The sequence below is a fragment of the Terriglobia bacterium genome, from assembly GCA_020073205.1.
Classification (GTDB): Bacteria; Acidobacteriota; Polarisedimenticolia; order Polarisedimenticolales; family JAIQFR01; genus JAIQFR01.
Genome location: JAIQFR010000002.1, coordinates 1 through 18,785 on the forward strand (window position 1 = coordinate 1; position 18,785 = coordinate 18,785).

Below are 18,785 nucleotides of genomic sequence, written 5' to 3' on the forward strand. Positions count from 1 at the left end.
CTCGGTCCAGATGGTGTTCATCTTCATCGCGACCGGCGGCAAGGACGCCAAGACGTTCACGCAAGGGCTCCCCGGGCTCAACATCCAGTTCGCGCCCGACTCGGCCTGGGACCGGTGCGTGATCCTGTCGCCGCAGGGCTCCTCGCGAGTCAAGGCCGAGGTCGACACGAAGGCGGCGGCGATGAAGGACGCGATCGTCGTCCCGACCCGGGTGAAGGGGTCCGGCAGGACGATCTCCGCGACGGTGGACCTCAAGAGCCTGGGAAGCGGCGACCCGGCCACGTGGGGCTACCAGGTGGTCATGCAGTCCAACGAGGGGTTCCCGGCGAGCAGCGACCTCCTGACCCGCAAGGTCAACGAGTACGAGGGGCAGCACCGTTTCGGCGGGGGGAACGACGGCGACTGCGATCCTCACGCGGTGGACATCCTGGCGGGCAGCGGCAAGGGGGACGCCTCCGAGGCCGACCTCCAGCACAAGATGCTCGCCTACGAGTGCAACCCCGACGGCACGTCGAAGAAGATGGCGACGCTTACCATGGTCCACGGGAAGTAGTGCAGCTCCGCGCTCGGGCGGAGCCTGGGGGCTTCACACATGAGCCTTAGAAGAACGATCGGAATCGCGCTGCTCGCGGCCGCCGCCATCGCGATGGCGGGGCTGGTCTACGCCGACGACAAGCCGAAGCTGGTCATCGGCGGGACCACCTACACGAAGTGGCTGTGGGGGAACCAGCGCTACGGCGGATCGATGTACAACTTCACCACGGTCCCGGGGGAGGGCTTCGGGGACAACGGCCAGGGCTCCGAGGTGGAGCTGCTCCTCGACGCGAAGCTCTCCAAGGCGGTGGAGGTGAAGGCGCGCCTCCACAGCCGGTTCAACCAGAACGAGTGGACGAACTTCGGCGGGTTCGGCGGCCGGAACCCGGGAAGCGGGGCCGGCTCGCTGGGGCCGTGCGTCAGCGGCGACTGCGGCGAATGGGACCCGAGGTCCAACCAGTACGTCAAGCTCCGCGGCGTGGCCGTGGTCCTGACCCCCGGCTACAAGTGGATCGACTCGGCCACCATCGGCGCGAACGACTTCGGTCAGTTCGACCCGTTCGTCATCGGCCGGATCCGGTACATCGACCGGGACAACGCGTCGGGCCTCCTGTTCCAGGGCTCGGCCGCCCACCGCAAGTTCACGTGGGACTTCACGCGCATCTCCCTGCCGCGCCTGTGGGCGGGGCCCAACTACGGCACCGGCACGTACACTGCGGCGGACGCCGCGTACGGCCTCCAGTTCAAGGTCGCGGCCAGCTCGGTGTTCGACATCGGCGGGATCGCGGAGTACGTGCGCGACCAGGAGCTCAACTCCCTCGACCTCAACCTCGACAACGGGGTGAGCATCAAGACTCGGTTCCGTAACAGCGTGGGAGGGATCAAGTTCGGCGTGCACCCGAGCTCGAACTACGACATCCTCGGCGCCTACTACTACTCCTCCCACGACTCGAACCCGACGTTCGGGGCCCCGTCCAGCTTCAACATCGGCGGCGGCTTCTCCCCCGTGATCGCCGGCAAGCACGACGACTCCTCCTTCAAGGTCGACTTCACCGCCAGCGATCCGTTCGGCGTCGGCCTGTCGTTCGCGCTCCAGGCGTTCGACATCGGCGCCCAGTACACGTCGATGATGGCGTCGCGGCGCGAGGCCGACGTCCTGCTCACCGAGGGGCACGACTCGACGTGGGCGTATCCGGGCCCGAACAACGCCAAGTACGGCGTGTTCGGCAGCCGCTCGGTCAACGACCCGAACTCCGACGGGTTCAACCGCTCCGTGATCGGGTACGCGGGCTGGGACGGCAACGCCATGCAGGTGCCGACCATCAACGTGGACAACGAGTTCACCGACTTCGACGAGCCGATGGCCGAGACCTGCATCGGTTGGAAAGGCGTGACCCTCGTTCCCACCTGGACCAAGGGGGCGCTCGAGATCCGCGGCGAGGTCACGCACATCGGCTACAACACCAACTGGCAGGCCTGGGGCGACCCCTCCCACGACATCGAGAACAGCCCCTACCCGGCCATGGAGCTGGACACCGGCGTCGGCCACAACTTCCGTTCCGCCTTCGCGCCGTTCTCCGACAAGAAGACGGACATCGCGCTCGTCGGCTTCAAGTACGTCATCGAGGCCGGAAAGGGAATCGACCTCTTCGGCAAGGTGAAGTACATCAAAGAGACCGACAACCGGATGAACAACGCGAAGTACCTGCCGTATGCCGCGGGAGACTGCCCGGCCACGCCGACGCTCGACGTGGACGGAGGTTGCCTCGGCGTCCAGAACTACTACTTCGACGCGGGCGACGACGGCCCGCGCTTCTCCTCGGCGGCCCTGTACGGCAACCCGCCGGTGATCACCGGAGCCGGCGGGGTGGTCGGCTACCAGTGGAAGCCGTTCGACAGCCTCTCCGACGACGATCGCGACGAGAAGTACTGGCTCTACCAGATCGGCGCGGGCTACCAGCTCACCAACGACCTGTACGGGTCGCTCACGTACGAGTACTACGACGTGGACCTCAAGGACGGCAACACCGCGTTCCAGGCGTACCGGGTCCACGAGATGGCGTCGGGCAAGCACACCAAGAACCGGATCTCGGCGAAGTTCCGCTACATCCTGGCGGGGGCCGAGTTCGGGCTCGAGTACCAGTACGCGTTCGGCACGTTCGAGCCGGACTTCGGCGGCGGCTTCGTGCCGCAGGTCGCTGACGCGGACATCGCAGCCGCCCACAACGTCCCGGTCGGCTCCCTCGGCTTCAGCGGGCACTTCGGAGGCTGGAACAGCCTCGAGAAGCGCGAGTTCAGGCAGAGCCACATCAAGGCGTTCATGAAGGTCCAGTTCTAGGACCCGTCCGTTTCGGGAGGGAGGCCCGGCGGCCCGTATCGCCGGGCCTCCCTCCACCGCTCCCAGGAGACACCATGCGACCCCGTCGGCTCGTTCCGGTCCTCGCCGTCCTGCTCCTGCCGCTCGCCGCCGCCGCCCTCGTGCCGGCGGCGGAGGCCCGCGGGAAATCGGTCATCTTCAAGCTCGAGGATCCGCGGGGGGACGACCACGGCGACGGCTCGCTGGTCTATCCGCTGAGGGACGATTTCCAGCCCGGGGACCTCGACCTCCTCTCGTTCAGCGCCCGCGCCGAGGACGGAGGGACGACGTTCGAGGCGACGTTCGCGCGGCCGGTCCGATCTCCGGGAGGGCGGACGATCGACATCGGCGGGGGCAACCTGAACGACGTCGCACGCTTCGGCTTCTACACGTTCAACCTCGACGTCTACATCGACATGGACCGGGTCGCGGGCTCGGGAAGCACCAACATGCTCCCCGGCCGCGTGGCGGAGATCGCACCCGAGAACGCCTGGGAGCGGGCGGTGTGCCTGACGCCGCGTCCTTACGAGGCCCAGGAAGCGTTGAGGCGCCTGATGGTCAGCGCGGTGAAGCGCGATACCAAGGCCGAGAAGAAGAAGAAGCTGAGCGAGGACGACCTGAAGCGCCTTCGCTCGGAAGCCGAGGCGGACATCGCCTCCCGCGTCTTCTTTCCGACGCGCATCCGCGTGACGGGGCCCAAGATCAGCTTCTTCGTTCCCGACGCCTTCCTCGGCGGCCCCGCGAAGGACACGTGGAGCTACGTGGTCGCCGTGTCGGGGGCCGACGTCCTGCAGAAGTTCGACGTGCCGGCGGCGTTGACGGGCGCCACGCCCAGCGGCGAGGGGCTCATGATCCTCCGCGTCGTGTCCGGGCGCTCCCAGGACGCGTTCGGCGGCGCGCGGGAAGACCAGGAGGGGTACCAGCCCCCTCTCCTGGACGTCATCGTCCCGCCTGGCAAGATCCAGGAAGACGTTTTGATGGACTACGACCCCGACGCCCACCGGCCCGTTCGCCTGCCCGGCGTCGTGCCCGCCGACGTCAAGGGAAAGTAGGGAGCCGCAGGCTCCGGAGCACGCTCAGCGCAGCCGCCAGATTCCGCTGGCGTGAGGCGGAAGCTCCATGGTGAAGGCGCCGGACGCTCCGGCCGGATGCTCGGGCACCCCGGAATCGATCAGGAGAGGCTCCGTGGCGCTCGCGGCGACGGCGAAAGGTCCCGCGCGCACGGCCCCCGCGCCCAGGTTGTGGACGACGAGGACCCGCTCGCCGGCTGCCGCACGGACGTACGCGAGCACGGGGCCGCCACGCGAGAGCAGCTCGATCGCTCCGAGGCGGAGCGCCGCAGAGTCCCTCCTCGCCCGGACGAGCGACCGGTAGCTGGACAGGAGCGAGCCTCGATCCCCTGTCTCCGCGGCGACGTTCGCGGCCTCCTGCCCCGGAGCGAACGAGAACCAGGGCTTCCCCGTCGTGAAGCCTCCCCCGGACGAAGCGTTCCACGGCATCGGGGTTCGCTTCGACTCGTCGTCGCGGGTCGGCCCGTTCCCGAGGCCGACTTCCTCGCCGTAATAAACGAACGGCGAGCCCGGGAGGGTGAGCAGCACCGCGGCCGCGCTCCGGAGCTTCCCGGGGTCGTTCCCGAGCTGCGTCGCCAGGCGGACCATGTCGTGGTTCGTCAGGAACGTCGCGTCCTCGACCCCGGGCGGGTAGTCCGCCTCGACCTCCGCGATCTTGGCGGCGATCCGCGCCCCGTCCCCCGCGTTCACGTCCTGCACGATCGCGTCCGCCAGCGGGAAGTCGAAGTTCATCGGGAGCTCGTCCCCGCCCGGGACCGCCGCCGTCGAGCCGAAGTAGGTCGCGATCACCGCGGTCTCGGACCAGTTCTCGCCGACCAGCACCGCCTCGGGCTTCACACTCCGAACGTACGCCGAGAACTCCTTCCAGAACGCGTGGGTTTCCGGGGTGTCGTTCTGGGCCGCGCCGGGACCGCCTTCGACCATGTGGCGGGCCGCGTCGAGGCGGAACCCGTCGACGCCGCGGTCGAGCCACAGCTTCGCGATCCGCTCCGCCTCGGCGCGGACCTCGGGGTTCCGGAAGTTGAGGTCGGGCATCCCTCCCCAGAAGATCCCGTAGTAGAACGCCCCGTTCCGCTCGTGCCAGGTGCGGTTGCTCCCACCCCAGGGCTGGGTCCAACCCGGGTCGTCCGCCCTCCAGACGTACCAGTCGCGCTTCGGGCTCCGCGGGGAGGACGCCGACGCGACGAACCACGGGTGCTGCGCGCTGGTATGGTTGATCACGAGGTCCAGAATGACCTTGATCCCCCGGCGGTGGGCCTCCTCGACGAGGCGAGCGAAGTCCTGGTTGGTCCCGTACTCCGGATTGATCGTCTCGTAGTCGGTGACGTCGTAGCCGTGGTAGCTCGGGGACGCGAACACCGGCATGAGCCACAGGGCGTCGACGCCGAGATCGGACGCGGTCGCGGGATCCCCGTCGTTCAGGTAGTCGAGCTTCGAGATCAGCCCGGGAAGGTCGCCGATCCCGTCGCCGTTCGAGTCCTCGAAGCTCCGGACGAACACCTCGTAGAACACCGCGCCGCGGATCCACTCGTGGTTCCAGACCGCAGCCCGCCCCGCGGACGGGGTCGCCGGATTCGAGGACGTGGTTCGGGAGGCCACCGTTTCGGCCCCGCCATCGGCGCCCGGTCGCTTCGAGCAGCCGGGCAGCGGGAGCGCGACGACGACCAGCGCGACGAAGATTGCGAGACGCGGCAGCTTCATGGGAGTACCTCCTGGCGGCGGTTTCACCTATGATCGGGCGGATTGTACCGCCGGAGCCGACCGGATGGCCCATTTCGACGAAGCCCGCCGAGCGGCCCTGATGGGGGACCTCCTCGCGCACCTCACCGGGCGGCCGGCGAACCTCCTCGCGTTCGACCGGGTCCGGGAGCACCTGAAGCTGAGCCACCTGGTGGATCGCGGCGTGCTCGAGGTCCCACTCGACCGGATCGTGGGCACGGTGGGCCGGGAGAAGGACTTCAATCGCACGTTCCTCCCGCGGGGGGAGTCGCTTCGGGCCCGGTGGGAAGAGGTCGAAGGGCTGGCCGAGGGGCCGGCGGGATTCCCGTCCGTCGAGCTGTACAAGGTCGGCGAAGCCTACTTCGTCGTGGACGGGCACCACCGGGTCTCGGTGGCGCGATCGCTCGAGGCGCCGGCGATCGAGGCCCACGTCAAGGAATTCGAGACGCCGGTCCCGCTCGACGCCGGCGCGTCGATCGAAGACGTGGTCTTGAAGAGCGGGCTCGTCGACTTCCTCGAGGCCACGCGCCTCGCCCCGGAGGAGCCCGACGAGTTCCGGACCACGGTGCCGAACGGTTACGAGCGGCTGCTCGAGCACGTCGGCGTCCATCGGTATTTCCGTGGGATCGACGATCGGCGCGAGTGCCCGTGGGACGAGGCGGTCCGGTCATGGAGGCTCGGCGTCTACCGCCCGATGGTCGCGACGATCCGGGAGAGCGGGGTCCTGGCGGAATTCCCCGGCTGCACCGAGACCGACCTCTATCTGTTCACCATGGACCACCTCCACCACCTCCGGGAGCGGTACGCGGCCCGCGCCGTCGAGAGGGAGGCCGCCGTCCGGCACTTCCGGTGGTTCGGTCGCTCACCGGCTGGCGGGAAGGGTCGGCTGCGATCGTGGTGGAGGCGGATCGTGAGGGGAAGGGACGTCTAGCGGGGAATGGCGCCTCAACTCGTGTACGCCGCATTCCTGAGAATGCCGATCCCGCTTTTCGCAGTGTTTTGTTGACCTCTGCTCCGCCTTCCCGAAGTCGGTCTCTGCCCCGAACATTCGCTGGCGCGGTATACCCCAGACGCATCTCAAACCACAACAAAACGTCGCGGGGAACCGGCAACCGGGTTCAACCGAAGTTGGCGACCGCCACGGACCGTGACTTCGCGAGGCTCCGCCGGAGCAGCTTGATCCGCTCGATTTCCTGCAGGGTCTCGGCCGTCAGGTAGCTCTCCCCGCAATTCGGGCAGACCATCACGGGCACGTCCTCGACGACCAGGAGGGTCGGACCTCTCCCGTAAGTCCTGGGCAGGCGGCGGCGCAAGACCCCCGCCTTCCCGCATACGTCGCACCGGCTACTCGTCTTCTTCATCTCGCTCACTCCGAGTATACGGTCAGGACCACGACCTTGCCCGTCGGCCCCGTTTTCGCCACGACAACCACCGTGTCATCGCCTTCCAAGGCGCGTCCCCGGATCACGTACTTCCTCTCCCCCTTCGCCCTGTCCACCTGTCGCTCGACGATGCGGCCGGTGAGCACCGCGTTCTCGATATCGAAGATCGAGAGACCGTCGGCGTCCATCTCCTCCTCGGCATGAACGGTCATCACGTATTGCCGGGAGCGCAGCTTCTCGCGCATATCGTTCAGTACCCGTTCGAACACCGCCGCATCTTACACCGGTCCGACAGCCTATCCGGCAGACTGCTCGGTGTTAATTCGGCTCTCGCTACCCCTCGTCATTCGCTGAACCAGCGTACAGGACGGCTCCGTCAGTCCTGGAGATTACGACGAGCAAGGAGCTTTCCAACGTCATGGGGTGCGCACCGGTAACATACACGAGCCACGAGTTCGTCAGTCGTCTTTCCGCATCGTCGAATCCGTAGAGAGCTGGCGGACCCCCCACTTCCGCCACGGTGCGCACCGTGAAGGTCAGATTAGAAAGAAACCGACCTTTCGCCCTGAGGTATTCGCGAGCGATCTGTTCAGCCTCTGCTCGACTCGCGATCGATCGAGGCGTGCTTCCGGGATCGGCTGCCATGGGGCCTCCCTGTCATGGGGCCTCCCCACTCGCTGTGGGCCGCCACTTCCAACGCCAGCATGTGTCCCGCGGAGCAGCGAGGCGCGGCGAGTTTAACTAAACATCTAAGGCAAGGACCTGCGCCAACGTCCCTTCACGTATTAGACCGAGCCTGCCCCCGACATTCGCATAGGCCGGCAGGTGCCAGTCATTAAGGTCGACTGAAGGTTTCCGCATCGCGCCTTCGTTGACCAATTCCGCCACGGCGGCAGCGATGGCGGTCGTCTTGAACCTTCGCAGTTGGTTCAAGAGAAGAGCTTCCATGAGGCTGCCCGACAACACCATTCCTGCTTTCCACTGCCCGCTATTTATGGCGATTTCAGCCGACGCCAGGTCTTCTCGAAGCGCCTGTCGCCACGCACCATCGACAGGCGCTCAGCCACTAATCGGCCAGCTTCCCGCCCGGCCGTCGGCCGTACTCCCCCGCGAGTCGCGCGAGCCGCTCCGCCGGCGCCTCCTCGAACGAGCCGGCCGCGGCGCGCCACGTCCAGTTGTCCTCGGGACGGCCCGGCGTGTTCATCCTCGCCTCGGTCCCGAGCCCCAGCACGTCCTGCATCGGGATCACCGCGAGGCGGGCCGCCGATCCGTAGGCGGCGCGGATCATGTCCCACTCGATGCTCCCCTCGCGCGTGCCGACGCATTCCACGACGACGCGCCGCAGCCCCTCGTCGAGGCTGTCGAACCACCCTCTCGTGGTGTCGTTGTCGTGGGTGCCGGTGTACACCACGGAGTCCTCGGGATTCCTGGCCGGCAGGTGTTCGTTGTCCGAGCCGTCGAAAGCGAACTGGAGCACCCTCATCCCGGGCAGACCCAGCGCCAGGCGCAGCTCGTGCACGTCCGGAGTGATGAGCCCCAGGTCCTCGGCGACCATCGGAAGCTTGCCGAGCGCCGACCCGATCGCGTCGAACAGCGCGCGGCCCGGACCGGGGATCCACCTCCCCTTGACCGCCGTCGGCTCCTCGGCGGGGATCGCCCAGTAAGCCGCGAACGCTCGGAAGTGGTCGAGGCGGATCAGGTCGGCGAGGCGCAAGTTGGAGCGCATCCTTTCGACCCACCACGCGTAGCCGTCCTCCGCCAGGCGGTCCCAGCGGTACAGCGGGTTCCCCCACAGCTGCCCGGTCTCGCTGAAGTAGTCCGGCGGAACACCGGCGACGGAGACCGGCAGCCCGTCCGGCCCGAGGTCGAAGAACCTCGGGTTCGCCCAGACGTCGGCGCTGTCGTGGGCGACGTAGATCGGGAGGTCGCCCATGACCTGGATGCCGCGCCGGTTGGCCTCCGACTTGATCCGGTGCCATTGCCGGAAGAACAGGAACTGGAGGAACTCCTGGTACGCGATCTCGTCCGCGAGATCGCAGCGCGCGCGCCGCAGCGCGCCGGCGGAGCGCTTCCTCAGGTCGTACGGCCACTCGGTCCACGGCCGGCCCCGGTGCCGCATTCGGAGCGCCATGAACAACGCCCAGTCCTCGAGCCATCCCGCCTGGTCGGGGCTGCCGCGAAACGCCTCGAGGTCCCGCCGGAGCTCCGCCGACCCCCGCCGCCGGAATTGGCGCCACGCGCCCTTCAGCAGCGACGCCTTGTAAGGCAGCGCCCGAACGAATGCCGTGTGCCCGTCCGGAAACCCCGGAGCGCTCTCGAGCGCGGCGGGATCGAGGAGTCCCTCGTCCACCAGCCGCTCCGGGGAGACGAGCCACGGATTGCCCGCGAACGTCGAGAGCCCCACGTACGGCGAGTGCGACGGCCCGATGGCGCAGAGCGGGAGCACTTGCCAGACCGATTGCCCCGCGGCCGAGATCCAGGACAGGAACGCGTCGGCCCCAGGACCCAGGTCTCCGACCCCCCACCTTCCCGGGAGGGAGGTCGGGTGAAGGAGGACGCCGGCCCGGCGCGTGGCGCCGGTCATCGCGGCGCTTTGGCGGCCGACGGCCGGCTCGCCTCCCCGGGCGCCTCCGCCCACAGACCTCCCGTCGATTCCATCCAGTCGGCGACGCGCGTCGCCGCACCGGGAACGTCGGAATCGGAGACGTCCAGATCCAAGCGCGGCAGCGCGGACTCGTCGGCGAGGCGGCGAAACAGCTCCTGCTCCTCGAGGAACCGGCCGAGGTCGGCGTACTGCGCCGGGTTTCCGGAGACCTCGAGCCGCGCCGCGCGGGCCGCTTCGAAGGAGGCGGGAGAGCGCGTGCAGAGGACCAGGCGGAACCCGAGGGGTATCAGGCGATCCTCGAGCCACCGGAAATCGTAGCCCTTCCCGCGGGCCATGAGCTGGTGGGCGCGCGTCGAAAGGTGGAACCGGTCCACGATCCAGGAGTAGTAGCGCTGCAGCTCGAACAGCCGCGCCCAGGTCCGGTAGGTTTCGAGGGCCATCGCCTCTTCGTGCGGCTCGAAGTTGACCAGGCCCCGGCCCCACGGGAAGTTCGTGAACGCGCACCACTCCGCGGAGACGAGGGGCGAATGGTAGCGGTACTTACGGGGCCCGACGATCCTCGGGTGCTCGTTGAGGGCGAACGCGATCTCCGTCTTCAGGGTGAGGCGGGTGCCTTCCAGGATGATCTTGGGGCAGAGCTTGGGGCCCATGCGGGTCTCCGGCCGCAAAGCATAGAGCAATTCGGCCGCCGGCTGCACCCACGATGGCCGCGACCCCGAGGCTAGCGGCGAGCGAATCTCAGGAAGACACGCCAGCTTCCGCCATCGAGCCCTTCGGGAAGTTGCTGGCCGTCGGGGATCAGCAGGATCAGCACGCGGCCTGAGGGGGGATCGGGAGCCGTCTCCCCGTGGCGTCGCTCGGGCTGGGAGCCGGGTCGATCCCCGCCCCGCCGGCGTGGGGCCCTCACGCCGAGCACCCGCGCCTCGATCGAGCCCGCGGCCACGGCCACCTTGGCCGCCGGCGAGCCGACCGGGGGCGTGCTTCCCACCCGGATGTCCACGCGCCACCTCCCGACCTCAAGCATCGGCAGGATCGAGGGGGACTTGAGCGCCGGAGAGGAGCGCGCTACCGATTCCCTTCCGAGGTCGCGTTCTCCATCGCCGCCTGATTGCTCCGCGCGATCTCCCGGTGGATCTCATCGCGGTAGATCGACACGTCGGGCGGGGCCTCGAATCCCAATCGGACGACGCCGTGCGACAGCTCGAGCACGGTGATGCGGATCGTGTTGCCGAGGACGACACTCGCTCCGATCTTCCGGGTGAGAACGAGCATCGGGACCTCCTGTCCCCGGGACCCCGCTCCGGGATCCCTCTTCCCGCCGCTCCGCGGCGGGGATCCGAGAAGTTACGCGCTCCTGCCAACGGGAGCGCGCAGCGGATAGGACTTGTCGTCCAGGATCACCTGCATCGCACGCTGTCGTCGCACGTTGACCACCAGCGGGGCGCGGAGGTTCGCCACGGGGCCTCCGGGCTCGAGGGTCGTCACCGCCAGCAGCAGAACCGGATCGCCGGTCGAGAGGTCCAGCGCCTCCTGCACCCGCCCGCCCAGCTCCGGCCGGTAGTTCTCGTCCGCGAGACGCGGGTCGGTGACGGGGAGCGCGAACCCCTCGATGTCGAGGCAGCGCAGGATCCTCACCGTCGACCCGTTCCTCTCGAGGAGCTCGAAGCGGCGGGCGCGGGGGACGCCGATGATCCCCTCCTCGAAGCAGATCGTGGCGTCGGCGGTGCCGAAGACCGTGGACTCGCTCATCGTCGTCACCCCAGGTAGTCGAAGAGGGACACCCCGAGCACGCGCCCGGCGGCGGCGGACAGCGCCGACCGGTTGGTATCGGCCGCCTGCAGGCTCACCGCGACCGTGGCCAGGTCCGCGTCCTCGATCTCGCCGATGCGCTCGAGGAGGCGGGTGGACTCGTCCCCGTGGCGGCTGATCACGGAGTCGATCCGCTCGAGCCGCATCCCGACCTCCCCTTCCACGCTCGTGACGCGGCTGATGTCGTCGCGGAGGGTCGCGACGGACGCCGCGGCGTCCTGGGTGCGCCCGTCGCGCAGGGCCTGGGCGAGATCGGCGAGGTGGGCGAACATGTCGCCGCCGGCGAGGAACAGCTGGCGGCCGGCGACCGTCGCGCCGACCTGCTCGTTCGTGTCGAGGGGGGCCTGGACCTCGGCGTCGTCTCCGGAGTAGGTCCCGTCCTGGGCGAAAGGCAGGGTGAGGGTCGAGGTGCCCGCGAACAGGTACCTCCCGCCCTGGTTGGTGTTGGCCAGGGACAGCAGCTCCGCTCGTAGGCCGTCGATCTTCGTCGCTCGGGCGTCGTTCCCCCCCTGGCTCACCCCCGACGCCCCGGCCATCGCCTCGGCCCGGGCCGACGAGAGGACCGAGACGACCTCGCCGAGGGCGGAGTCGACCGCCGTGAGGTCGGTCCGCGCGGCCTGAGCCGAGCGGTCGAACCCCTGGATCTGCACCACGCGCCCCCGAAGGAGGAGGGAAGTATGGGCGCCGGCGGGATCGTCCGAGGCGTTGCGCACCCGCTTGCCGTCGGACATCTGGTCGAGGGAGTGCGACGTCGACTCGCGCGCGGCCTCGAGCCCGATGAGAAAACGCTGGTAGAAGCTCTGGTCGCCGACCCGCATGGCACGCCTCCTACGGCTGCACGAGGCTGAGGGCGGTCTGGGTCACCAAGTCGATGATCTCGATGAACTTCGCCGCCGCTTCGAACGAGCGCTGGTTCTGTATCAGGTTCGTCGCCTCCTCGTCGAGCGACACCCCCGATACGCTGTCCTGCTGCTGGGTGAGACCGTCCACGAGGCTCTGGGACACGCCGTGCGAGACGTCCGTCTGGCTGATGTCGTCGCCGAGGCGCGTGAGGGAGTCGGCCAGGAATTCCGCCGGGCTCTTCCCCCCGAGCGTCGCCGAGGCCTGGTCGGGAAGCCCGGCGATCGATGCCGCCACGGAGCCGTCTCCGGGAGCACCCGACGCGGACACCGCGAGCAGCGAGGGATTCTGCAGGAGGTTCGGGTTCACCGCGATGAACCCCGCGGCTCCCGCCGCGGCCGGTGGATTCGGAACGAACAGCGGCCCGCCGGGGTTTCCGCTCCCGTCCCTGGCCCCCGACGTGAGCGCGTTGGCTCGCTGCGTCAAGTCGGTGGCGAGGTCGTTCAACATGCCTTCGCTTCTCGTGATCGAATCGTCGCGGAGGCTCAGGAGGGCGCCGAGCCTCCCGCCGCGGAGCCGCGACGTGACGTCGCTGCCATCGCCGCCCGCGGCCACGGCCAGCATCCCGTCGGCGCGCCGCGTGGTCTCGAGCGGGAGCGCGTTGTCGCCCGTCACCAGGGTCACCCCGGCCGGCAGCTCGAAGCTCACCCGGCCGTCCGTCCCCGTGACGGAGACGCCCCCCGTCAGCTCGGAGAGCTTCTGCAGGACCAGCGTCCGCTGGTCGCGAGGCGTCGACGCGACGCTCCCCCCGCCCTCGTCCTCGACGATCTGCCGATTCAGCGAGGCGAGCTCCGAAGCGAGCGTGTTGACCTGCTTCACCATCTCGTCGGTCGCCGTGTCCTCCTGACGGCGCTGGGCCTCGAGCCTGCCGTACGCGTCGCCGATCGACCGGGCCAGCATGTCGGCCGCCGAGACCGCGCCGCGCCGGGCCCCCGCGTCCTCGGGCTGGGCCGCGAGCTGGGTGAATTCGCTCGAGAAGGCCGACAGGGCCGATGCGACCCCATCGCCGTCCAGCGTCCCGAAGACCGATTGGATGTCCTGGAGGCCGCGCAGCTGCTCGTCGGACTCCCCGAGCCCCCCCTGCTCTCGCTCCAGGCTGAACGCCACGAACTGGTCCTGCATCCGGCTGATCCGGGCGACGTCGACGCCCTGGTCGAGCCATCCTCCCGGAACCTCCACCGGCATGCCGGGGCTGAGCTCGAGCCGCCGCCTCGCGTAGCCGGGGGTCGATGCGTTCGCGATGTTGTCCCCCGCGACCTGCAGACCGAGGCGGGACGCGTTCATCAGGCGCCGGCCGATGTCGAAGTAGCTGAAGAGGTTCATGCGCGTTGCCTCAGCCGCATGCCCTGCGGCGCGAATTCCTTTGCGCGGCCCGTCGGGAGGTAGCTCTCCCCCGCTGCGGCGGAAGCGAGGGACAGGAGGCACCGCCTCAGCGTGACCATCCTCTCGAGCACCCCGCACGATATCGCCGACGAGCGAGCGAGACGCGCCACCGTCGCCCTCAGCGCGCCGCGCGCCGCCGTGAGGCGCGGGTCCTCCGGAGCGCCGTCGGCCGCCGCTTGGTGCCGCCTCAGCTCCTCGACGAGCACCTTGAATTCCGCGGCAAGCGCTTCCAGCCGGGCCCGGCTGGTCTCGATCGATTCCGCATCGCCGCGGAGCAGCGCGCCGCGGACCGATTCCGTCAGCCGGTCGGCCTCGAGGAGGCGCTCTTCGAGCCCCGAGATGAGGCGCGCCCGCGTCGTCGCGGCGTCGTCAGGATTTGTCGGGAATTCCATCCTCGAACTCCAGGATGGCGCGGGCGAGCCGGCGCGGGTCCACTTGGTACGTTCCCGCATCGAGAGCCCTGCGCAGCGTGTCGACCTTGTCCTGGCGAACCGCGGGAAGACCGCCCGAGGCCTCCGCGAGGGCGGCCACTTGCCGTGCCTCCGCGGACAGCTCGACCCGGTCTTGGTTCCCGGCCCTGGACGCCTCCGGTTTGCGGACGCGGTGCGAGTCCACGGGCCGTTCCAGCCTCCGCGCTCCCCCCGAACCGTCCGCTCCGTTGATCTTCATCGTCGTCCTGCGCCACGTCGCCCGCCCCAGCGCGAGCGCGTGCTCTCTTCGGCTTCCTCAATTCTCATCGGCCTGCCCCCGCAGGACTTGAGCGCGAAGAGAGCCCGGGGCCGCCACGGCGGGGTCCACCTTCTGCCCCTCCCGGGCGGCCTCGAAATGCAGATGAGGGCCGGTCGAGCGTCCGGTGCTGCCGACCTCCCCCAGAAGCGTTCCCCGACCTACTTTCTGGCCCTCCCGGACCTCGGCCCCCGAAAGGTGGGCGTAGCGCGTCGTCCAGCCCAAGTCGTGCCGCACGACCACCTCTAGACCGTAACCTCCGCCGCGGGTCACCGAAACGACCTCCCCCGGCGCGACGGCGAGGACTGGAGTGCCCACCGGTGCGGGGAGGTCAACGCCCTCGTGCCATCGCGGCGAGCCGTCGAAGGGATCCCGCCTCCAACCAAACGAACTCGACACTGATGGAAAAGTATGGCGAATGTCCATCTTCCCCGAGCGATCGTGGCTCGGCTGCACGGGGGCACTCGGGGCCGGGGACGGAGCCTTCGGCCGTGGCGGAGCGGATGGAAGCCGGCCGCCCCCCGCCTCCGCGGCAGCCCCGTAGGCTTCCCTCGCCTGCGCCTCGGCGGCCTTGTTGAGGGCCTCGCTCACTTCTCGAGCGGGATCGACGCGCTCGGCGAGCTGTTCCTCGAGCATGCGAGCGATGCCGAAGGGAGACCCCTCAGCGATGCGCTCCGCGAACTGCTCCTCGAAGATCTCCTGGTAGGTGGAGGCGCCCGGTCCATCGCCGAAGAACCCGTTCTCGAGCTGCGCCTTGGACATGCTCTTGAGGAGCGTCTTCACCATCAGCGCTTCGAACGCTTCCGCCGCTTGCCGGAGGCGGACGCGCTCGCCGGCGGCCTTGACGGCCGCCGGGTCGAGCGAGACGGGAGAAGCCTTCGTCACAGGATCACCAGCTCCGCGTGGAGCGCTCCGGCGGCGTGCATGGCCTGGAAGATCGCGATCATGTCGCGGGCGGAGACCCCGAGCGTGTTCAGGGCCTGTACGATCTCGCCCACGCTCACGCCGTCCTCGAGGGTGATCACGCGGCTCGGTCCTTCCTCCACCGTCACCTCCTTCTGCGGCAGCACCAGGGTCTCGCCCTTCGGGGCGAACGGAGCCGGCTGCGACGCCTCGAGGTGCGTGCGAACCTCGACGGTCAGGTTTCCGTGGGCCAGCGCGACCTTGGACACCCTCACGTCGCTCCCCATCACCACCGTGCCCGTCTTCTCGTTGATCACGACGCGGGCCGCGGCGTCGGGACGCACCTCGACGGCTTCCACCTTCGCCAGCAGGCCGACCGGGTCCGAGGCGAGGTCCGCGGGCGGATTGACGCGCACGGCCACCGGATCCTCCGCGCGGGCCAGCGGCTGGCCGAACGCGGCATTGATCGCTTCGGCCACACGGGACGCGGTGGCGAAGTCCGGCTCGTCGAGGAGCAGGCGGAAAGAGGTCGCCGCGGCGAGATCCACCGGCACCGCCCGCTCGACCGTCGCGCCCCCGGGGATCCGCCCCGCCGTGGGGTGGTTCTTTTGGGTCGTGTTGCCGCCGCCACCGCCGAGGAAGGCGCCCCCGATGGAGACCGCTCCCTGCGCCACCGCGTACGTCGCGCCGTCGGGCCCCGTGAGCGGGGTCATGAGAAGAGTGCCGCCCTGCAGGCTCTTCGCGTCGCCGATGGACGACACCTGGATGTCGAGGACCTGGCCCGATCGGGCGAACGGCGGAAGCGCGGCGGTGATCATCACGGCAGCCACGTTGCGAACGCGGACCGCGGCCTGCGGGACCGAGACCCCGCTCCTCCGCAGCATGTTGGCGAGGCTCTGGATCGTGAACGCGGCCTGGGTGCCGTCGCCGGTCCCCTGGAGCCCGACCACGAGCCCGTAGCCGATCAGCGGGTTCGAGCGGACTCCCTCCACGGTCACGAGGTCCTTGACCCGCACCTCGGGGGAGGCGCCGAGCGGGGCCGCGATCAGGAGCACGGCCGCGGCGAGCGGGAACCATCCACGCATGGGCGCTCCTCTTCGTCAGAACGGCCAGAGCTTGTTCATGATCCGCATGAACCAGCCCTGGCGGACGGTATCGTCCACTTCTCCGCGTCCCCACAGCCTCACGGTCAGCTCGCCCACCGCGGAGGAGTCGACCTGGTTGTTCGCCTGCACGTCCACAGGTCGGACGGAGCCGACCAGGGTCAGGATCTGGCGGTCGCGATTCACCATGACGTTCTTCTGCCCCGCTACGACGAGATCGCCGTTGGGGAGGACCCGCATCACCCGGGTGGTGATGTACCCCTCGAGCTGGCTGCTGCGGCTGGTCTTCCCGTCGCCCGCGAACTTCGAGTCGGTGTTGGTGCTGAGCACGCTCGCCAGGTTGAACTTTCCCGCGGCGGCGCTCGGGTTCTCGAGGCCGAACGCTACCGGAGCGCCGAAATCGGCCTGCGCCTTCCGGTTCAGGTCGGTCGCCGCCTGGTTGCTGCCGAGGGAGGACTCCTTCACGGAGATCGTCAGGAGGTCGTTCGCACGAAACGCTCGTGTGTCGCGCACCAGCGCGGCCCCCGGCCCGCTGTCGGTCCAGAGGGAGCCGGTGGAGGGAGCGGGCACCGGAAACGGCGGCAGCACCTCGAGATCGGATTCGAGACGTTGAACGTCCGCTTCCAGGCTGGGCGCCGGGCCCCTGTGGAGGGCCGAGCAGCCGGTCAGAAGCAGCAGCGCGGCCGCGAGCACGGAAGAGCATCTCATGATCGCTTCCCCCTCGAGGGGTTCCCTCGAACCACCAGGATCGAGCCGTCGGGCTGCACGGAGCCCGTGACCACGGCGCCGGTGGCGGCGTTCTCGGCGGTGACCGTCTCCCCCACGGCGCCGTCGCGCCGCGCGGTGCCCGAGGCGATGACGGACATCCGCTCCGTCTCGATCTTGAGGCTCACCGGCTGGCCGCGGTGCACCACCGGCGCCCCGCCGACGAGGGATGCGGCGAGGACCTGCCCCGTCCCGAGCGTCCTCACGGGCGCGAGGCCTCGGACCTGGCCCGGCTCGCGCAGCGGCGGCTCGGTCATGCGCGTCAAGTTGCAATCGGCCACCTCGACCGCATCCGCCGGAATCGGTGCGCCGCGAGCCAGCGTGCGACGCGCCACCAGCGCCGGCCCACGGACCTCGCAGCGGACCGTCGCCCGCGCCTCCCCCACGGGGCGGTCCCCCGCCAGGACGCGAAGGCGGACCCGGGCCGATCCCGAAGTGTTCGGCCCGACGACGTCGAGGATTTCGAGCCTCAAGGGCTCCGAGGCGGGGAACGACCCGCCGTCCGAACGGCTGAGGACGACCTCGATCCGGTCGGGCGGCCGGACCCGGGCCCGCACGGCCTCCGCGGCGGCCTTCTCGATCTCCGCGGCGACCGACGCTCCCGCGATCGTCTCGGCGGTTCCGGGACCCGGCTCCCCGCGCGCAGCGGGCGCGCCGACGCCGGCGACCAACAAGGCCGACAGGACCCACGCGGAACGCGGCATGGGAGAGCTCCTCAGCGCACCAGGGCGTTGACCTGCTGCATCATCTCGTCGGAAGCGCGAATCGCCTTGGAATTCAGCTCGTAGGCGCGCTGCGCCGCGATCATGTCCACCATCTCGTTCACGATGCTCACGTTCGACACCTCCAGGAACCCCTGGGCGACCGTGCCCAGGCCCTCGAGCCCCGGCATCCCGTCGACCGCATCGCCGGAGGCCGCGGTGGGCTGGAAGAGGTTGCCGCCGAGGCTCTGGAGCCCGGTCGGGTTCACGAAGGTGGCCAGCTCGACCTGGCCGATCTCGGTGGCGGTCGCCTGGCCGGGCTGCGTGACGCTCACGGTGCCGTCCGCCCCGATCGTGATGGACAGCGTGTCCGGCGGCAGGGTGATCGGCGGGTCGAGCTGGTACCCCTGCGAGGTGACGAGCTGCCCGTCCCGGTTGGCGGTGAACGCGCCGTCGCGCGTGTACGCCAGGGTTCCGTCGGGCATCAGCACCTTGAAGAACCCCTGCCCCTGGATCACGATGTCCAAGGGGTTGTCGGTCTTCTTGAAATCCCCCTGGCTGAACAGCTTCTTGACCGAGGCCGGCTTCGTCCCGAGCCCGAGCTGGATCCCCGCGGGGTTCTTCGTGGTCGAGGACGACGGAGCGCCCGGAGCGGTGATCGTCTGGTAGAGCAGGTCCTGAAACTCCGCCCGGCTGCGCTTGAACCCGTTGGTGTTCACGTTGGCCAGGTTGTTCGCGATGGTGTCGATCTGGAGCTGCTGCGCCTCCATGCCCGACGCGGCGCTCCACAGGGCTCTCTGCATGGTCGTCCTCCCTGCCGCCCGACGAA

General features: G+C 69.3%; 22 protein-coding genes. 4 read left to right on the forward strand and 18 right to left on the reverse strand.

Going from position 1 to position 18,785, the window contains the following annotated elements; translation table 11 throughout:
- The 3 genes from LAO51_00490 to LAO51_00500 all read left to right on the forward strand — a co-directional run.
- Nucleotides 1-553 (forward strand): hypothetical protein (locus LAO51_00490; protein ID MBZ5637211.1); only part of this gene is annotated, 553 nt, incomplete at its 5' end.
- 39 nt (nt 554-592) lie between these two features.
- The gene (locus LAO51_00495) at nt 593-2,872 is read left to right on the forward strand and encodes a hypothetical protein (GenBank protein MBZ5637212.1); all 2,280 of its coding nucleotides are present in this window, start codon (nt 593-595) and stop codon (nt 2,870-2,872) included.
- A gap of 74 nt (nt 2,873-2,946) precedes the next feature.
- Nucleotides 2,947-3,942, forward strand: a complete 996-nt coding sequence (locus LAO51_00500) for a hypothetical protein (GenBank protein MBZ5637213.1) — start codon at nt 2,947-2,949, stop codon at nt 3,940-3,942.
- Nucleotides 3,943-3,966: 24 nt separating this feature from the next.
- Here LAO51_00500 and LAO51_00505 read toward each other — a convergent pair whose 3' ends face one another.
- Nucleotides 3,967-5,661: an alpha-amylase gene (locus LAO51_00505; protein ID MBZ5637214.1), complete on the reverse strand. Its 1,695-nt coding sequence runs from the start codon at nt 5,659-5,661 to the stop codon at nt 3,967-3,969.
- Nucleotides 5,662-5,725: 64 nt separating this feature from the next.
- On the opposite strand from LAO51_00505, the gene LAO51_00510 reads away from it, so the two are divergent.
- A complete protein-coding gene (locus tag LAO51_00510) occupies nt 5,726-6,610 on the forward strand; it encodes a hypothetical protein (GenBank protein ID MBZ5637215.1) in 885 nt (294 codons plus the stop codon).
- A gap of 187 nt (nt 6,611-6,797) precedes the next feature.
- Here LAO51_00510 and LAO51_00515 read toward each other — a convergent pair whose 3' ends face one another.
- The 17 genes from LAO51_00515 to flgG form a co-directional block, all read right to left on the reverse strand.
- Nucleotides 6,798-7,040: a type II toxin-antitoxin system MqsA family antitoxin gene (locus LAO51_00515; GenBank protein MBZ5637216.1), complete on the reverse strand. Its 243-nt coding sequence runs from the start codon at nt 7,038-7,040 to the stop codon at nt 6,798-6,800.
- Nucleotides 7,041-7,045: 5 nt separating this feature from the next.
- On the reverse strand, nt 7,046-7,306 hold the full coding sequence (locus tag LAO51_00520) for a DUF4258 domain-containing protein (protein ID MBZ5637217.1): 261 nt from the start codon (nt 7,304-7,306) through the stop codon (nt 7,046-7,048).
- A 496-nt stretch (nt 7,307-7,802) separates the two neighbouring features.
- Entirely contained in the window at nt 7,803-8,030 is a 228-nt protein-coding gene (locus tag LAO51_00525) for a hypothetical protein (GenBank protein MBZ5637218.1), read from the reverse strand.
- Nucleotides 8,031-8,127: 97 nt separating this feature from the next.
- Nucleotides 8,128-9,645, reverse strand: coding sequence for a 4-alpha-glucanotransferase (gene malQ, locus LAO51_00530; protein ID MBZ5637219.1), 1,518 nt, complete (start codon nt 9,643-9,645; stop codon nt 8,128-8,130).
- Complete coding sequence (locus LAO51_00535) at nt 9,642-10,316, reverse strand: hypothetical protein (GenBank protein ID MBZ5637220.1); 675 nt, start codon at nt 10,314-10,316, stop codon at nt 9,642-9,644. The genes malQ and LAO51_00535 overlap by 4 nt, the downstream gene beginning before the upstream one ends.
- 71 nt (nt 10,317-10,387) lie before the next feature.
- Entirely contained in the window at nt 10,388-10,666 is a 279-nt protein-coding gene (locus LAO51_00540) for a hypothetical protein (protein MBZ5637221.1), read from the reverse strand.
- Nucleotides 10,667-10,731: 65 nt separating this feature from the next.
- Complete coding sequence (locus tag LAO51_00545; GenBank protein MBZ5637222.1) at nt 10,732-10,938, reverse strand: carbon storage regulator; 207 nt, start codon at nt 10,936-10,938, stop codon at nt 10,732-10,734.
- A gap of 72 nt (nt 10,939-11,010) precedes the next feature.
- Nucleotides 11,011-11,415 carry a flagellar assembly protein FliW gene (locus LAO51_00550; GenBank protein ID MBZ5637223.1) on the reverse strand — a complete coding sequence of 135 codons (405 nt, stop codon included), beginning with the start codon at nt 11,413-11,415 and terminating at the stop codon, nt 11,011-11,013.
- A gap of 5 nt (nt 11,416-11,420) precedes the next feature.
- The gene (locus LAO51_00555) at nt 11,421-12,293 is read right to left on the reverse strand and encodes a hypothetical protein (GenBank protein MBZ5637224.1); all 873 of its coding nucleotides are present in this window, start codon (nt 12,291-12,293) and stop codon (nt 11,421-11,423) included.
- Nucleotides 12,294-12,303: 10 nt separating this feature from the next.
- The gene (flgK, locus tag LAO51_00560; GenBank protein ID MBZ5637225.1) at nt 12,304-13,698 is read right to left on the reverse strand and encodes a flagellar hook-associated protein FlgK; all 1,395 of its coding nucleotides are present in this window, start codon (nt 13,696-13,698) and stop codon (nt 12,304-12,306) included.
- On the reverse strand, nt 13,695-14,150 hold the full coding sequence (locus LAO51_00565; GenBank protein ID MBZ5637226.1) for a hypothetical protein: 456 nt from the start codon (nt 14,148-14,150) through the stop codon (nt 13,695-13,697). Before LAO51_00565 ends, flgK begins: the two co-directional genes overlap by 4 nt.
- Nucleotides 14,128-14,427 (reverse strand): flagellar biosynthesis anti-sigma factor FlgM, encoded by a 300-nt coding sequence (gene flgM / locus LAO51_00570; protein MBZ5637227.1) that lies wholly within the window; start codon nt 14,425-14,427, stop codon nt 14,128-14,130. The genes LAO51_00565 and flgM overlap by 23 nt, the downstream gene beginning before the upstream one ends.
- 57 nt (nt 14,428-14,484) lie before the next feature.
- Nucleotides 14,485-15,369 carry a peptidoglycan DD-metalloendopeptidase family protein gene (locus LAO51_00575; GenBank protein MBZ5637228.1) on the reverse strand — a complete coding sequence of 295 codons (885 nt, stop codon included), beginning with the start codon at nt 15,367-15,369 and terminating at the stop codon, nt 14,485-14,487.
- Nucleotides 15,366-16,472, reverse strand: coding sequence for a flagellar basal body P-ring protein FlgI (locus LAO51_00580; protein ID MBZ5637229.1), 1,107 nt, complete (start codon nt 16,470-16,472; stop codon nt 15,366-15,368). Before LAO51_00580 ends, LAO51_00575 begins: the two co-directional genes overlap by 4 nt.
- Before the next feature lie 15 nt (nt 16,473-16,487).
- Entirely contained in the window at nt 16,488-17,198 is a 711-nt protein-coding gene (locus tag LAO51_00585) for a flagellar basal body L-ring protein FlgH (protein ID MBZ5637230.1), read from the reverse strand.
- Nucleotides 17,195-17,959 carry a flagellar basal body P-ring formation chaperone FlgA gene (gene flgA / locus LAO51_00590; protein MBZ5637231.1) on the reverse strand — a complete coding sequence of 255 codons (765 nt, stop codon included), beginning with the start codon at nt 17,957-17,959 and terminating at the stop codon, nt 17,195-17,197. Before flgA ends, LAO51_00585 begins: the two co-directional genes overlap by 4 nt.
- 11 nt (nt 17,960-17,970) lie before the next feature.
- Nucleotides 17,971-18,759, reverse strand: coding sequence for a flagellar basal-body rod protein FlgG (flgG, locus tag LAO51_00595; GenBank protein ID MBZ5637232.1), 789 nt, complete (start codon nt 18,757-18,759; stop codon nt 17,971-17,973).
- Between the last annotated feature and the right edge of the window lie 26 nt (nt 18,760-18,785).

Coding starts and splice junctions, on each gene's coding strand:
- LAO51_00495 (MBZ5637212.1), top strand. CDS start 593: ATGAGCCTTAGAAGAACGATCGGAATCGCGCTGCTCGCGGCCGCCGCC.
- LAO51_00500 (MBZ5637213.1), top strand. CDS start 2,947: ATGCGACCCCGTCGGCTCGTTCCGGTCCTCGCCGTCCTGCTCCTGCCG.
- LAO51_00505 (MBZ5637214.1), bottom strand. CDS start 5,661: ATGAAGCTGCCGCGTCTCGCAATCTTCGTCGCGCTGGTCGTCGTCGCG.
- LAO51_00510 (MBZ5637215.1), top strand. CDS start 5,726: ATGGCCCATTTCGACGAAGCCCGCCGAGCGGCCCTGATGGGGGACCTC.
- LAO51_00515 (MBZ5637216.1), bottom strand. CDS start 7,040: ATGAAGAAGACGAGTAGCCGGTGCGACGTATGCGGGAAGGCGGGGGTC.
- LAO51_00520 (MBZ5637217.1), bottom strand. CDS start 7,306: ATGCGCGAGAAGCTGCGCTCCCGGCAATACGTGATGACCGTTCATGCC.
- LAO51_00525 (MBZ5637218.1), bottom strand. CDS start 8,030: ATGGTGTTGTCGGGCAGCCTCATGGAAGCTCTTCTCTTGAACCAACTG.
- malQ (MBZ5637219.1), bottom strand. CDS start 9,645: ATGACCGGCGCCACGCGCCGGGCCGGCGTCCTCCTTCACCCGACCTCC.
- LAO51_00535 (MBZ5637220.1), bottom strand. CDS start 10,316: ATGGGCCCCAAGCTCTGCCCCAAGATCATCCTGGAAGGCACCCGCCTC.
- LAO51_00545 (MBZ5637222.1), bottom strand. CDS start 10,938: ATGCTCGTTCTCACCCGGAAGATCGGAGCGAGTGTCGTCCTCGGCAAC.
- LAO51_00550 (MBZ5637223.1), bottom strand. CDS start 11,415: ATGAGCGAGTCCACGGTCTTCGGCACCGCCGACGCCACGATCTGCTTC.
- LAO51_00555 (MBZ5637224.1), bottom strand. CDS start 12,293: ATGCGGGTCGGCGACCAGAGCTTCTACCAGCGTTTTCTCATCGGGCTC.
- flgK (MBZ5637225.1), bottom strand. CDS start 13,698: ATGAACCTCTTCAGCTACTTCGACATCGGCCGGCGCCTGATGAACGCG.
- LAO51_00565 (MBZ5637226.1), bottom strand. CDS start 14,150: ATGGAATTCCCGACAAATCCTGACGACGCCGCGACGACGCGGGCGCGC.
- flgM (MBZ5637227.1), bottom strand. CDS start 14,427: ATGAAGATCAACGGAGCGGACGGTTCGGGGGGAGCGCGGAGGCTGGAA.
- LAO51_00580 (MBZ5637229.1), bottom strand. CDS start 16,472: ATGCGTGGATGGTTCCCGCTCGCCGCGGCCGTGCTCCTGATCGCGGCC.
- LAO51_00585 (MBZ5637230.1), bottom strand. CDS start 17,198: ATGAGATGCTCTTCCGTGCTCGCGGCCGCGCTGCTGCTTCTGACCGGC.
- flgA (MBZ5637231.1), bottom strand. CDS start 17,959: ATGCCGCGTTCCGCGTGGGTCCTGTCGGCCTTGTTGGTCGCCGGCGTC.
- flgG (MBZ5637232.1), bottom strand. CDS start 18,759: ATGCAGAGAGCCCTGTGGAGCGCCGCGTCGGGCATGGAGGCGCAGCAG.